This window comes from Mycobacterium sp. DL99 (assembly GCF_004762045.1).
Lineage (GTDB): Bacteria > Actinomycetota > Actinomycetes > Mycobacteriales > Mycobacteriaceae > Mycobacterium.
Genome location: NZ_SJOM01000007.1, coordinates 3,617,705 through 3,630,427, shown reverse-complemented (window position 1 = coordinate 3,630,427; position 12,723 = coordinate 3,617,705). Strand labels below are relative to the sequence as shown.

Here is a 12,723-nt window from a genome sequence, read left to right as displayed (position 1 = left end):
ATGACTGACGAGATCTCCGATTCCGGAGTGCAGTCCGAAGATGCCCCGGGTGATGCGATCCCGGTCGGAGATGATCTGGGCATCGATGTGGCGACGGTTCCCGAGCTTGAGGACGGTGAACTGGGTGCCGTGCTCGAAGCGTTGTTGCTGGTAGTGGACACGCCGGTGACGGTCGATGCGCTGGCCTCGGCGACCGAACAGCCCGCCTACCGGGTGATGGCCAAGCTGCGTCTGATGGCCGATGACTTCGCCGCCCGGGACAGCGGCATCGACCTGCGCGAGGCCGCAGGGGGTTGGCGGATGTACACCCGGGCGCGCTACGCCCCGTACGTCGAACGTCTGCTGCTCGACGGTGCCAGGTCGAAGCTGACCCGGGCCGCACTGGAGACTCTGGCCGTGGTGGCCTACCGCCAACCGGTGACCCGGGCGCGGGTGAGTGCGGTGCGCGGCGTCAACGTGGACGCGGTGATACGGACACTGGTGGCCCGCGGCCTGATCACCGAGGCGGGCACCGACCCCGACTCCGGCGCGGCGGCGTTCGCCACCACCGAGCTGTTCCTGGAACGGCTGGGGTTGTCCTCGCTGTCCGATCTGCCGGACCTCGCGCCTCTGCTGCCCGACGTCGATGTGATCGACGACCTGAGCGAATCACTCGGTGACGAGCCGCGTTTCGCCAAACTCAACGGGGGCTCATCCGGCAGCAATCAGCCGCTGGGCTTCGACGTGGACAAGGACTGACATGGCTGAAGAAGGCGTAAGGCTGCAAAAAGTGTTGTCCCAGGCGGGAATTGCGTCCCGTCGGGTGGCCGAGCGGATGATCACCGACGGTCGCGTCGAGGTGGACGGCCGGCTGGTGACCGAGCTCGGCACCCGTGTCGACCCGGCGGTCGCCGACATCCGGGTGGACGGTTCGCGCGTCATTCTCGACGACACCTTGGTGTATCTGGCGATCAACAAGCCGCGCGGCATGATGTCCACGATGTCCGACGAGAAGGGCCGCCCGTGCGTGGGGGACCTGGTGGAGCACCGGGTTCGGGGTAACAAGAAGCTGTTCCACGTGGGTCGGCTCGATGCCGACACCGAGGGGCTGCTGCTGCTGACCAACGACGGGGAGCTCGCCCACCGGTTGATGCACCCCTCGTACGAGATCCCCAAAACCTATGTGGCGACGGTGATCGGCACGGTGCCGCGCGGACTCGGTAAAAAGCTGCGTGCCGGTGTCGAACTGGACGACGGCCCCGCGCATGTCGATGACTTCGCGGTGGTGGACACCGTTCCGGGCAAGACCCTGGTGAAGGTCACCCTGCATGAGGGCCGGAACCGCATCGTGCGGCGGATGCTGGCCGCAGTGGATTTCCCGGTGCAGGAACTGGTCCGCACCGACATCGCTTCGGTGGCGCTCGGCGAGCAGCGACCGGGCAGTATCAGAGCGCTCAGCCGCAAGGAAATCGGCGAGCTTTATCAGGCGGTGGGAATGTGAGCGGATCTCTGGTGGTGGCGGTCGACGGGCCGGCAGGGACCGGAAAGTCTTCGGTTTCAAGAGGTTTGGCGCAGGCCCTGGGGGCCAGCTACCTGGATACCGGCGCGATGTACCGCATCGTCACCTTGGCGGTGCTGCGCGCCGGGGCCGACCTGGACGATGCCGAGGCGATCGACGCGGTGGCGTCCGGCGCGGTGATCGGCGTGGGTTCGGATCCCGGAGAGGACCGCGCGTACCTCGCCGGCGAGGACGTCTCGGACGAAATCCGTGGCGACGAGGTGACCCGAGCGGTGTCGGCGGTGTCGGCGGTGCCCGGGGTGCGTGCCCGGCTGGTCGATCTGCAGCGTGAGTTGGCATCGACGGGTGGGCGTGTGGTGGTGGAGGGCCGCGATATCGGGACCGTGGTGCTGCCCAAGGCCGACGTCAAGATCTTCCTCACCGCGTCGGCCGAGGAGCGCGCACGGCGCCGCAACGCCCAGAACGTCGCGAGCGGACTGCCCGATGACTACGAGACGGTGCTCGCCGACGTGCAGCGGCGCGACCACCTGGATTCCACGCGGGCCGTATCGCCGTTGCGGGCGGCCGAGGACGCGCTGGTGGTAGACACCAGCGAGATGGACCAAACACAGGTCGTGGCACACCTTCTCGACCTGGTGACCCAGCATGCGGGGGTGCGACGATGAGCGACTCGGGCGGAGACGGCACCTGGTCGGACGAAAGCGACTGGGAGCTCAGCGACGAGGTCGCCGAGGTTCTGGAGGAGGCCGCCGCGCCACCTCCCGTCGTCGCCGTCGTCGGCCGGCCCAACGTCGGGAAATCGACTCTGGTGAACCGGATCCTGGGGCGTCGTGAAGCCGTCGTGCAGGACATCCCCGGGGTGACCCGCGACCGGGTGTCCTACGACGCGAACTGGCTGAACCGCCGGTTCATGGTGCAGGACACCGGCGGATGGGAACCCGACGCCAAGGGCCTACAGCAGCTGGTGGCCGATCAGGCTCTGGTGGCGATGCGCACCGCCGACGCGATCATCCTCGTGGTCGACGCGGTCGTTGGTGCCACCTCGGCCGACGAGGCGGCGGCCCGGATGCTGCGCAAGTCGGGCAAGCCGGTCTTCCTGGCCGCCAACAAGGTTGACACGCAGCGGGGCGAGTCCGATGCCGCGGCACTGTGGTCGCTGGGCATCGGCGAACCGCACGCGATCAGCGCCATGCACGGCCGGGGCGTGGCCGATCTGCTCGACACGGTGATGGAGAAGCTGCCCGAGGTTTCGGAGGTCGGTGGCAGCGGTGCCGGCGGCCCCCGCCGCGTGGCGCTGGTGGGCAAGCCGAATGTCGGCAAGAGCTCGCTGCTGAACCGGCTGGCCGGCGACGAGCGCTCGGTGGTGCACGACGTCGCGGGCACCACGGTCGATCCCGTCGACTCGCTGATCGAATTGGGCGGCAAGACTTGGCGTTTCGTCGACACCGCCGGTCTGCGTCGCAAGGTCGGCCAGGCCAGCGGCCACGAGTTCTACGCCTCGGTACGCACCCACGGCGCGATCGATGCGGCCGAAGTGGCGATCATGCTGATCGATGCCTCCCAGCCGCTGACCGAGCAGGACCTGCGGGTGCTGTCGATGGTGATCGAGGCCGGGCGTGCACTGGTCATCGCGTTCAACAAATGGGACCTGGTCGACGAGGACCGGCGGTACCTGCTGGACAAAGAGATCGACCGCGAACTGGTGCAGGTGCAGTGGGCGCCGCGGGTCAACATCTCGGCGATGACCGGCCGGGCGGTGCAGAAGCTGGTGCCGGCGCTGGAGACCTCACTGGCGTCCTGGGACAAGCGGATCTCGACCGGACAGCTCAACAACTTCCTGAAAGAGATCGTCTCCGCGACGCCGCCGCCGGTGCGCGGTGGCAAGCAGCCCAAGATCCTGTTCGCCACCCAGGCGGCCACCCGGCCCCCGACCTTCGTGCTGTTCACCTCCGGGTTCCTGGAGGCCGGTTACCGCCGGTTCCTGGAGCGACGCCTGCGTGAGCAGTTCGGTTTCGAGGGCAGCCCGGTGCGGATCAATGTCCGGGTCCGCGAGAAGCGCGGAGCACCGAAGAAGCGCTAGCGATCTGTGCTCGCTGGGTTACGCCCAGCGTGACGCGCCGTACACGAGTCGGGCCGATAGGGTGGCCCGAGTGTCTGTCACCCACATGATCCTGATCGCACTGGCCGGCGTCGGCGCGGGAGCGATCAACGCCATCGTCGGGTCCGGCACGCTGATCACTTTCCCCACGCTGGTGGCGCTGGGGATTCCGCCGGTCACGTCGACGATGTCGAATGCCGTCGGTCTGGTCGCCGGCGGGGTGTCGGGCACGTGGGGTTACCGGCGAGAACTGCGCGGGCAGTGGAAGCGGCTGCGCTGGCAGATTCCCGGATCGCTGATCGGTGCCGGGCTGGGCTCCTGGCTGCTGCTGCACCTGCCGGAAAAAGTGTTCGTCACGGTGGTGCCGATCCTGCTCATCCTGGCGCTGGTGCTGGTGGTGGTCGGCCCGCGGATCCAAGCCTGGGTGCGGCAGCGCGCCGAGGCCTCGGGTCAGTCGGCAGACCATGTCAGCCCGCAGCGCATGGTTGTGCTGGTGATCGGCACGTTCGCCGTTGGTGTCTATGGCGGATACTTCACCGCAGCCCAGGGGATCCTGCTGATCGCGGTGATGGGTGCGCTGCTGCCGGAGTCCATGCAGCGCATGAACGCCGCCAAGAACCTGTTGTCGTTGCTGGTCAATATCGTGGCCGCGCTCGCTTACACGCTCGTCGCGTTCGACCGGATCAGCTGGGAAGCGGCGGGTCTGATCGCAGTCGGTTCGCTGATCGGTGGCTTCCTCGGGGCCCACTACGGCCGCCGGCTGTCGCCGAACGCATTGCGCGCGGTCATCGTGGTGGTGGGCCTGATCGGGCTGTACCGACTACTGACGGTGTGAGCCTGTCGGCGGGTTTCCCCCTGGACTCTTGTAGGCTTGCCCAGTCTGTCTGACGACGAGGGAGAGGAGCGACCGGTGGCTGAACGTGCATACCGCACTGCACCTTCAGCCCTTGCTGCTCTCGAGCCGTTCTGGCCGTCGCGCCGGTTGATGGCTTTCGACGAATGGTGTCGCGCGCGCATCTGATCCGCGCCCGTCAGTCATCAGGTCGCCCGGCGACCACAATCGAAAGCAGCCGAACCCATGCGTTCGCTTCTGATCTTCACGCTCGTCGGCCTCGGAGCCCAGTTGGTCGATGGTGCTCTCGGCATGGCGTTCGGTGTCACCGCCACGACCATGCTGGTGCTCAGCGGGGTGGCTTCGGCACAGGCCAGTGCCGCGGTGCACCTGGCCGAGGTGGGGACGACGCTGGCGTCAGCGGTGTCGCACTGGCGTTTCAAGAACATCGATTGGCCGCTGGTGGCCAAGCTCGGGCTTCCGGGCGCGGTAGGTGCGTTCGCAGGTGCCACGGTGCTGTCATCGCTGTCGACGGAATCCGCGGCACCGCTCATGGCGGCAATCTTGCTGGGTATCGGTATCTACGTGCTGTTGCGTTTCTCGTTGGGCGCTCCGCTGACCCTGGGGGAGCACGGCACCAGTCACAGCGCGAAGTTTCTCGCCCCACTGGGCCTGTTCGGCGGCTTCATCGACGCATCGGGTGGGGGCGGCTGGGGTCCGGTGACCACCAGCACCCTGCTGTCGCAGGGTAAGACGGCCCCGCGGACCGTGATCGGTTCGGTGAGCGCCTCGGAATTTCTGGTATCGGTGTCGGCGTCGATCGGCTTCCTGGTCGGGCTCCGCCAGGAATTCCTGGAGAACTGGCCCGTGGTGCTCGGGCTCATGGTCGGCGGAGTGATTGCCGCACCATTCGCCGCCTGGTTGGTAAGCCGGGTCAACCCGGCGCTGCTCGGTGCGGCCGTCGGTGGCGTGATCCTGCTGACCAACAGCCAGAAGCTGGTGCACTACTTCGGCGTGCACTGGCCGTGGTCGACAGGGATCTACGCGGCGATCGTGGTGGCGTGGGCGGCGCTGTTGGTCCGGGCTTGGCAGACGTCGAGGTCGCCGCGGGATGTCGCCGATTCGGTGGTCGCCACTGCCGGAGAGCCGGTGGGGCGGGGCTAGCCGGACCCGTTTGCACGCTGCGGCAAACCGACGTACATCGTCTTGTGCAGCGACAGTACGTGATTGCGGGCAATCTCGGATGCCGCTCGGCTGTCGCGTCGGCGTAGCGCCTCCACCAGTTGCGCGTGCTCGCGATTGGACTGGTGCAGGTAACTGATCGGGTACGGGATGAAGTACCGGTACAGCCCGTGCAGCACGTCGCAGTACGTGTTCATTGCCCAGTCGAGACCGCTTGCCGCGGCGACTGATTCGTGGAAGCGCTGATCGGCGCTGTGGAAGCCGGTCCAGTCGGTGGTCGCGGCCGCCTCTGCGACGATGGCCGCGAGTGCATCGAGTTCCTCGTCGGTTGCGGTGTGCGCCGCGGCGGCGCTGAGCGCGTCCTCAGCCAGTGCGCGCAGGTCGATCAGGCGGCGCACCTCGGCGGCGTCGGCGCGGAACGCGGCTGACGGACGATCGGTGTCGGGCGTGACGCGGGCACCGCTGTGAGCGACGAATGTCCCGCCGGCCCGGCCGCGCCGACGGATCACCAAACCCTCGTCGGCCATCGACTGCAGGGCCCGGCGGACGGTGGCGACGCTGACGTCGAGCGCTTCGGCGATGTCGGGTTCGGCGGGCAGCCGTTCCCCGGTGGCCATCAGGTCCAACTCCATGGCCAGTTCAAGGCGCGCCCGGACCGTATCGGCCGCACTGAGTCGGGTGATGCCCGCGACCGCTGGGGCGCTCAGCGCCGGGTGCGCGTCACCGACCTGCAACGTCATGGCACTCAGGGTACGGGAGCTATTGCGCTATTCGTTCATGCTGAACTAATATCTCGCTAAATTCGCTCAATTTGGGCTATTAACTTTTCGGAGGTCCTGGGTGTCCGGATCCATCACGGTCGCTGCCGTTCAGGCGGCGCCTCTGGACTTGGCGGGCCTGCCGATATTCGGCCGGGACGACACCGTCGCGCAGTTCGCGGCCGACGTGCTGCGGGTTCGGGACGCCGTGGCAGGCCCCGCGCTGATCGTGTATCCGGAGATCCACCTCTTCGGCACCGACGACACCGGATTATTGGCCGCGGCAGCCGACCCGCTGGACGGTCCGCTGATCGGGGCGCTCGGCGAGGTTGCCCGCGCCGCTGACGCCTGGCTCGTACCCGGTTCCGTCTGTGAGCTGGGAGACAACGGTGAATTCTTCAACACCGCACCGATTTTCGCGCCCGACGGACACCTGGCGGCGTTCTACCGCAAGATCTTCCCCTGGCGGCCGTTCGAGAAGTACACACCGGGTGGTCATTTCGTCACCGCCGACATCCCCGACGTGGGCCGGATCGGCTTGTCGATCTGCTACGACGCCTGGTTCCCCGAGGTGAGTCGCCATCTCGCCTGGATGGGTGCCGACGTGATCGTCAACGTCGTCAAGACCACCACCGCCGACCGGCATCAGGAGCTGGTGCTGGCGCGGGCGAATTCGATTGTGAACCAGGTGTTCACGGTGAGCGTCAACTGTGCGGGCCCGGTCGGGATGGGCCGCAGCATCATCGTCGACCCGGAAGGTGCTGTACTGCAGGAGAGTCCAGATGAGACGCCTGGGGTGCTCTACCAGCACATCGACTTCGGGGTCGTCGCCGCGGTACGCGAGCGCGGCACCGCCGGGACCAACCGGATGTGGGATCAGTTCGGACCGTCCGACCGCCCGATAGCACTGCCGCTGTACGACGGGCGGATCGATCCGCAGCGCTGGTCACCCTCGAACGTCAACGCCGACTGAAAGGCACCGCAATGACAGGCACATCAAGCGGCCCACCGACTTTGGTGCGTGCCCTAGGGCTGCGCTCACTTGTGCTGTTCGGTCTGGCGTACATGACACCGCTGATCGTGCTCGGCATCTTCGGCGTGGTCGCGGCCGCGACAGCCGGGGCGTCGGCGTCGGCGTACCTGATCGCGTTGGTGGCCATGCTGTTCACGGCGTCCAGCTATGGCCGGATGGCGGCGGCCTACCCGGTGTCCGGATCGGCCTACACCTACGTGCGTCGCACGATCGATCCGCGCATCGGATTCCTCACCGGCTGGGCGGTGCTGCTCGACTATCTGTTCCTGCCCATGGTGATCTGGCTGATCGGGGCGGCCTACCTGGAGGCGCAGTTCCCCGGGGTGCCCGGTTGGGTGTGGGTGCTCGGATTCATTGTGATCACCACCGTGCTCAACGTCGTCGGCATCAAGGTGGCCGACAAGGCCAACTACGTGCTGATGGCGTTCCAGTTGCTGGTCATCGTGTTGTTCGTGGCGCTGTCGGTCGCCTCGGTGTTCCGCAGCGGTGGTGCCGGTGGGCTGGTCAGTTCCAGCCCGTTCACCGGAGTCGGCGCCGGCATCGGGGGAGTGACGGCCGGTGCCGCGATCGCCGCCTACTGCTTCCTGGGTTTCGACGCGGTCACCACGTTCACCGAAGAAGCAATCGACCCGCGCAAGAACATGCCGCGCGCCATCATGCTCATCGCGTTGATCGGCGGTTCGATCTTCCTGATCGTCGCCTACACCACCCAATTGGTGCATCCCGGTGGGGAATTCAGCGATTCGTCGTCGGCGGCACTGGAGATCGCCAAGCAGATCGGCGGCAACCTGTTCGGAGCGGTGTTCCTGGCGGGCTTGATCCTCGCTCAGTTCGCGTCCGGCATCGCCGCGCAGGCCTCGGCCTCGCGTCTGCTGTTCGCGATGGGCCGCGACGGCACCTTGCCACGGTCGGTTTTCGGCACCCTCAGCGCCAAGTTCCGCACCCCGGCGGCGAACCTCGTCATGGTCGGCACGGTGGGCCTACTGGCGATGTTCCTCGATGTGGCGACCTCGACGTCATTCATCAACTTCGGGGCATTCGTGGCGTTCACCCTTGTGAACGTGTCGGTGGTTGTCTACTACTTCCGTCGCCGCGCCGCGGGCGAGGTACACAACCCGCTGCTGTACGTCGTCGCGCCGGCGATCGGTGCGGTCATCACGTCGTACCTGCTGCTGCAGCTCGACAACCGGGCGATCATCCTCGGGTTGTGCTGGCTGGGAGTCGGCATCGTCGTGCTGGCCGTGACGAGTCACGGTTTCAAGGGGCTGCCACCGGAGATCGCCGTCGACGAGGCCGAGACGGCGATCGCCGAACCCGCGGCGCAGTGAGCCTCACCGTGTGACCGATGGGGCGGATTAGAAGAAGGGTGGGCGGCTACGGTAAGCTTTCGACTCGCTGCCGGTGCAAGCCGGAAGCAAGCGGGCTGTGGCGCAGCTTGGTAGCGCACTTGACTGGGGGTCAAGTGGTCGCAGGTTCAAATCCTGTCAGCCCGACCATGAAAATAAACTCGCCGGCGGAAGCCGAGCGAGTTTTTTCATGTTCGGGGGACATGATGCCGGGAGCCGAAGCGCCCGCCGAGGTACGAGGCGGTCGCGCCGGCGGCTCCTGTCAGCCCGACACAGATCAAAGGCACTTTCGCGCATGCGGAGGGTTCCCTTTCGGCAGTTTTTCGGCGGCTTGGCGCAAACGTCATTGACGGTGCGCTGTCGACTACGGCAAGGGCTCTTCAACCCGAACATGCGAAGCCAGCCGGAACCACACGCGTTGGGTGATTGCGAACGACGTGCACGTCCGTATCGGAATCACGGAAGACAAGTCTGACCGGTGGTGACACGATACTGAGGTGATCGAAACGGAGTCAGGTCCGTGAGATGACCACCGCAGAGCGGTCCTGCGGATCGTGCGGCACTGCGCTGAACGAGAAGGCCAAGTTCTGCAGCGAGTGCGGTGCAGCCGTCTCGGCCGATTCGCCACCGGCCGAGTACAAGCAGGTCACCGTGCTGTTCGCCGACGTGGTGCACTCGATGGACATCGCGGCAGCAGTCGGGGCGGAGCGATTGCGCGAGATCATGACCAACTTGGTCAACAGCGCGACAGCTGTCGTGCAGCGTTACGGCGGCACGGTGGACAAGTTCACCGGCGATGGCCTCATGGCCGTGTTCGGTGCGCCGGTCGCACTGGAGGATCACGCTCTTCGTGCCTGTCTCGCGGCGCTGGGCATCCAGGAGGAGGCGAAGCGGCTCGCCGTCGACATTGACGTCCGCGACGGCGTGGAACTGGCTCTGCGAGTGGGCCTGAACTCTGGCGAGGTGATCGCCGGTGAACTTGGTCGAGGACCATTCGGTTACACCACGATCGGTGAGCAAGTCGGAATGGCGCAACGAATGGAATCGGTGGCCCCGCCCGGCGGAGTGATGCTCAGCGCGTCCACCGCGCGGTTGGTCGACGGCGCGGCGACCGTCAGTGAAGTTGAGCGTGTCGACATCAAAGGCACCGATCGACCAGCGCGTGCCCAACGTCTCCTGGGCGTGCCGGAGGGCCGTCACATTGTCCGGCGAACTGAGTCGAATCTCGTTGGACGGCAATGGGAGATGTCCACCGTCGAAGGTCTGTTGGACCGCGCCATCGAAGGCCATGGCTGTGTGGTCGGCGTGGTGGGCTCACCTGGCATCGGTAAGAGCCGTTTAGTACGCGACGTTGCCGCGATAGCTCGAAGCCGCAACGTGGAGGTGTTCACCACATTCTGCGAATCGCACGCCACTGACGTTCCGTTTCGTGTGGTGGCCCGACTATTGCGCGCCGCCACCGGGGTTGAGGGTCTTGCCGCACACGTGGCCCGCGCCCATATTCGTACGCGAGTTCGCGACGCCGACCCCGAGGACCTGACGCTCTTCGAGGACCTGCTAGGTATCGCTGATCCCGACATCGAGCTACCGAACATCGACCCGGACGCGCGGCGCAGGCGGTTGACTGCGTTGGTCAATGGCGCATCCCTGGCCCGCCAGGCCGCAACGGTCTACGTCATCGAAGACGCCCACTGGATCGATGAGGTCAGCGAATCGATGCTGGCCGAGTTCCTCACTGTGATCCCGCAGACCCCCTCGCTGGTGCTGGTTACCTACCGACCCGAATACCACGGCGTCTTGAGCCGCGTGGCCGGGGCCCAGACCGTTGCCCTTGCACCGCTAAGTGATTCAGAAACCATGGAGCTGGTCTTCGAGTTGATCGGCCAGGACCCCTCGGTAGGCGAGATCGGCCAAAAGATCGGCGAGCGGGCGGCCGGCAACCCATTTTTCGCCGGGGAAATCGTGCGCGAACTGGCCGAGCGGGGCGTGCTGCTGGGACAGACCGGCGTATACGTATCGACCGCAACGGGTGGAGAGATCAGTGTGCCTGCCACGTTGCAGGCCGCCATCGCCGCTCGCGTGGACCGGTTGAATCCAAAAGCCAAGCGCACGCTCGGCGCGGCAGCGGTCATTGGCTCGCGGTTTGGCCCGGACCTGCTCACTGCGCTGGGCGTCGAAGCTGTCGTCGACGATCTGCTGGCCGCTCAGCTCATCGATCAGGTCAGCTTCACCCGGAAACCCAAGTATGTGTTCCACCATCCGCTGATTCGCATGGTGGCCTACGAGGCTCAGCTGAAATCCGATCGAGCAGAGCTGCATCGGCGAGTCGCGGCCGCGATCGAATCCCGGGACCCGGCAGCGGCCGATGAGAATGCAGCGCTGATCGCCGAACACCTACAGGCCAGCGGTGATCTGCAGACCGCCTACGGCTGGCACATGCGGGCAGCAACCTGGGCGACCAACCGTGACATCGGCGCGGCGCGGCAAAGCTGGGAGCGAGCCGTAGAGATCGCCGACGCGCTACCGGTCGACGATCCGTACCGAGCGGCGATGCGTATCGCTCCTCGCACCATGTTGTGCGGAACCGCGTATCGCGTCCATGCCAACGTGGCAGGCGACCGCTTTGATGAATTGCACAAGCTGTGCAGTGCCGCCGGAGACAAAGCGTCGCTGGCCATCGCAATGGCAGGACTGGTGATCGATCTGGCGTTTCAGGACCGGATACGTGACGCGTCGCAGCTGGCATCCGAAGCCATGACCCTTATCGAGTCAATCGGCGACGCGACGTTGACAGTGGGGCTATCTTGGCCCGCGATCTACGTCAAGATGGAGTGCGCCGAGGTCAGCGACGTACTGCGCTGGTCACAGCAGGTTATCGACCTGGCAGACGGTGATCCGTCGAAAGGCAACTTCATCTTCGGATCACCGCTAGCCCTTGCATACACGTCGCTGGCTTTTGCCCGGTATTGCCTGGGCCTTACGGGTTGGCGCGACGTCCTGCAACACAGTCTGGACATCGCCCGCAGCGCCGACCCCATGTCCTACACCACGGTGATCACCTACATCTACCTCCCGGGCATTCCCTTCGGCGCGTTGAGGCCCGACGAGCGCACGATGTGCGAGATCGAAGATGCATTGCGGATTGCCGAACGATCCAGTGATGACCTAGCGTTGGCCTTCGCCCGGTGGACGTTGGGCCTTGCGTTGATGCATCGCCCGACGGCTGCGGAGCGCGACCGCGGACGGCAGCTACTGACGGAAGTCCGCGAAATGTTCGTAAGCGGGAGCCACAACCTGGGTGATCTACCGATCGTCAACGTCTACGCCGCCCGTGAGATGGCGCGGCATGGACAGTGTGATGAGGCGATGTCGCTCATGCGTACCGCCGTCGATCACTTGTTCCCGGACGGATGGCTGCAGGGGTGGGGCATTGTTGCAACCGATGTACTGGTCGAGACACTGCTTGATCGCGGACGCGATGGTGATGTAGCTGAGGCCGAGGCAGCAATCGACCGGGTAGCGGCCGCACCAGCTGAACAGCATTTTGTGATGCGCGACATCTGGCTTTTGAGGCTCCGTGCTCGCCTCGCGCGGGCTCGCGGGGATGCCACGGCTTACGCGGACCTGCGGGCCCGCCACCTCGACATGGCGAAAAAGCTTGGCCTCGACGGCCATATCGCGTGGGCCGAAGCAATGTAATGACACGCGGAGCTGTTCTGGTTCTCGCCAGCTGACAACACGTCTAGACCGTCGGCACTGTTCGATGACGAAGTCGTCCGCGGCGAACCGGCCGATGGCATCGGCTTCATGGGCGTTCCAGACGTCATCCCAGAACGCCGTGACGATGCCGCGGCCGGCGCGAGCTTGGGTATGTCTACGGAGACCCATCGGGGTCGGGTACTTCGCGACGCCTGCGGAGCTGATCACCAGCTGTGGCGAGGTTGGCCATCGCGTTCTTGACGGTCGACGCGCCGGA

General features: G+C 65.9%; 11 protein-coding genes and 1 tRNA gene. 10 read left to right on the top strand and 2 right to left on the bottom strand.

Annotated features, from left to right (window positions below; genetic code table 11):
- From scpB to EYZ64_RS17855, 6 genes are all read left to right on the top strand, one after another.
- The gene (scpB, locus tag EYZ64_RS17885; protein WP_135455294.1) at positions 1 to 738 is read left to right on the top strand and encodes an SMC-Scp complex subunit ScpB; all 738 of its coding nucleotides are present in this window, start codon (positions 1 to 3) and stop codon (positions 736 to 738) included.
- A gap of 1 nt (position 739) precedes the next feature.
- Complete coding sequence (locus EYZ64_RS17880; protein ID WP_135455292.1) at positions 740 to 1,480, top strand: pseudouridine synthase; 741 nt, start codon at positions 740 to 742, stop codon at positions 1,478 to 1,480.
- Complete coding sequence (gene cmk / locus EYZ64_RS17875; RefSeq protein ID WP_135455290.1) at positions 1,477 to 2,163, top strand: (d)CMP kinase; 687 nt, start codon at positions 1,477 to 1,479, stop codon at positions 2,161 to 2,163. The genes EYZ64_RS17880 and cmk overlap by 4 nt, the downstream gene beginning before the upstream one ends.
- The gene (gene der / locus EYZ64_RS17870) at positions 2,160 to 3,578 is read left to right on the top strand and encodes a ribosome biogenesis GTPase Der (protein ID WP_135455288.1); all 1,419 of its coding nucleotides are present in this window, start codon (positions 2,160 to 2,162) and stop codon (positions 3,576 to 3,578) included. Before cmk ends, der begins: the two co-directional genes overlap by 4 nt.
- An 85-nt stretch (positions 3,579 to 3,663) precedes the next feature.
- Complete coding sequence (locus EYZ64_RS17865; protein WP_450071759.1) at positions 3,664 to 4,431, top strand: sulfite exporter TauE/SafE family protein; 768 nt, start codon at positions 3,664 to 3,666, stop codon at positions 4,429 to 4,431.
- Positions 4,432 to 4,674: 243 nt separating this feature from the next.
- Entirely contained in the window at positions 4,675 to 5,592 is a 918-nt protein-coding gene (locus tag EYZ64_RS17855) for a sulfite exporter TauE/SafE family protein (RefSeq protein WP_135455284.1), read from the top strand.
- On the opposite strand, the gene EYZ64_RS17850 is transcribed toward EYZ64_RS17855, so the two are convergent.
- On the bottom strand, positions 5,589 to 6,350 hold the full coding sequence (locus EYZ64_RS17850; protein WP_135455282.1) for a FadR/GntR family transcriptional regulator: 762 nt from the start codon (positions 6,348 to 6,350) through the stop codon (positions 5,589 to 5,591). The two genes, EYZ64_RS17855 and EYZ64_RS17850, sit on opposite strands and share 4 nt — an antisense overlap.
- Positions 6,351 to 6,450: 100 nt before the next feature.
- On the opposite strand from EYZ64_RS17850, the gene EYZ64_RS17845 reads away from it, so the two are divergent.
- The 3 genes from EYZ64_RS17845 (at position 6,451) to EYZ64_RS17835 (ending at position 8,897) form a co-directional block, all read left to right on the top strand.
- Entirely contained in the window at positions 6,451 to 7,341 is an 891-nt protein-coding gene (locus EYZ64_RS17845) for a carbon-nitrogen hydrolase family protein (RefSeq protein WP_135455280.1), read from the top strand.
- A gap of 11 nt (positions 7,342 to 7,352) precedes the next feature.
- Positions 7,353 to 8,729, top strand: coding sequence for an APC family permease (locus EYZ64_RS17840; protein ID WP_135455278.1), 1,377 nt, complete (start codon positions 7,353 to 7,355; stop codon positions 8,727 to 8,729).
- A 91-nt stretch (positions 8,730 to 8,820) separates the two neighbouring features.
- Positions 8,821 to 8,897, top strand: a tRNA-Pro gene (locus EYZ64_RS17835).
- Positions 8,898 to 9,259: 362 nt separating this feature from the next.
- Here the strand turns inward: EYZ64_RS17835 and EYZ64_RS32460 are convergent.
- Positions 9,260 to 9,472: a hypothetical protein gene (locus EYZ64_RS32460; protein WP_286175364.1), complete on the bottom strand. Its 213-nt coding sequence runs from the start codon at positions 9,470 to 9,472 to the stop codon at positions 9,260 to 9,262.
- Here EYZ64_RS32460 and EYZ64_RS17830 point away from each other — a divergent pair.
- Positions 9,426 to 12,446: an ATP-binding protein gene (locus tag EYZ64_RS17830; protein ID WP_286175296.1), complete on the top strand. Its 3,021-nt coding sequence runs from the start codon at positions 9,426 to 9,428 to the stop codon at positions 12,444 to 12,446. The two genes, EYZ64_RS32460 and EYZ64_RS17830, sit on opposite strands and share 47 nt — an antisense overlap.
- Positions 12,447 to 12,723 lie beyond the last annotated feature (277 nt).

What these genes read in the sequence shown, in the direction of transcription:
- scpB (WP_135455294.1), top strand. Translation starts at nt 1, where the DNA reads ATGACTGACGAGATCTCCGATTCCGGAGTGCAGTCCGAAGATGCCCCG.
- EYZ64_RS17880 (WP_135455292.1), top strand. Translation starts at nt 740, where the DNA reads ATGGCTGAAGAAGGCGTAAGGCTGCAAAAAGTGTTGTCCCAGGCGGGA.
- EYZ64_RS17850 (WP_135455282.1), bottom strand. Translation starts at nt 6,350, where the DNA reads ATGACGTTGCAGGTCGGTGACGCGCACCCGGCGCTGAGCGCCCCAGCG.
- EYZ64_RS17865 (WP_450071759.1), top strand. Translation starts at nt 3,664, where the DNA reads ATGATCCTGATCGCACTGGCCGGCGTCGGCGCGGGAGCGATCAACGCC.
- EYZ64_RS17840 (WP_135455278.1), top strand. Translation starts at nt 7,353, where the DNA reads ATGACAGGCACATCAAGCGGCCCACCGACTTTGGTGCGTGCCCTAGGG.
- der (WP_135455288.1), top strand. Translation starts at nt 2,160, where the DNA reads ATGAGCGACTCGGGCGGAGACGGCACCTGGTCGGACGAAAGCGACTGG.
- EYZ64_RS32460 (WP_286175364.1), bottom strand. Translation starts at nt 9,472, where the DNA reads ATGATCTCGCGCAATCGCTCCGCCCCGACTGCTGCCGCGATGTCCATC.
- EYZ64_RS17855 (WP_135455284.1), top strand. Translation starts at nt 4,675, where the DNA reads ATGCGTTCGCTTCTGATCTTCACGCTCGTCGGCCTCGGAGCCCAGTTG.
- EYZ64_RS17830 (WP_286175296.1), top strand. Translation starts at nt 9,426, where the DNA reads ATGGACATCGCGGCAGCAGTCGGGGCGGAGCGATTGCGCGAGATCATG.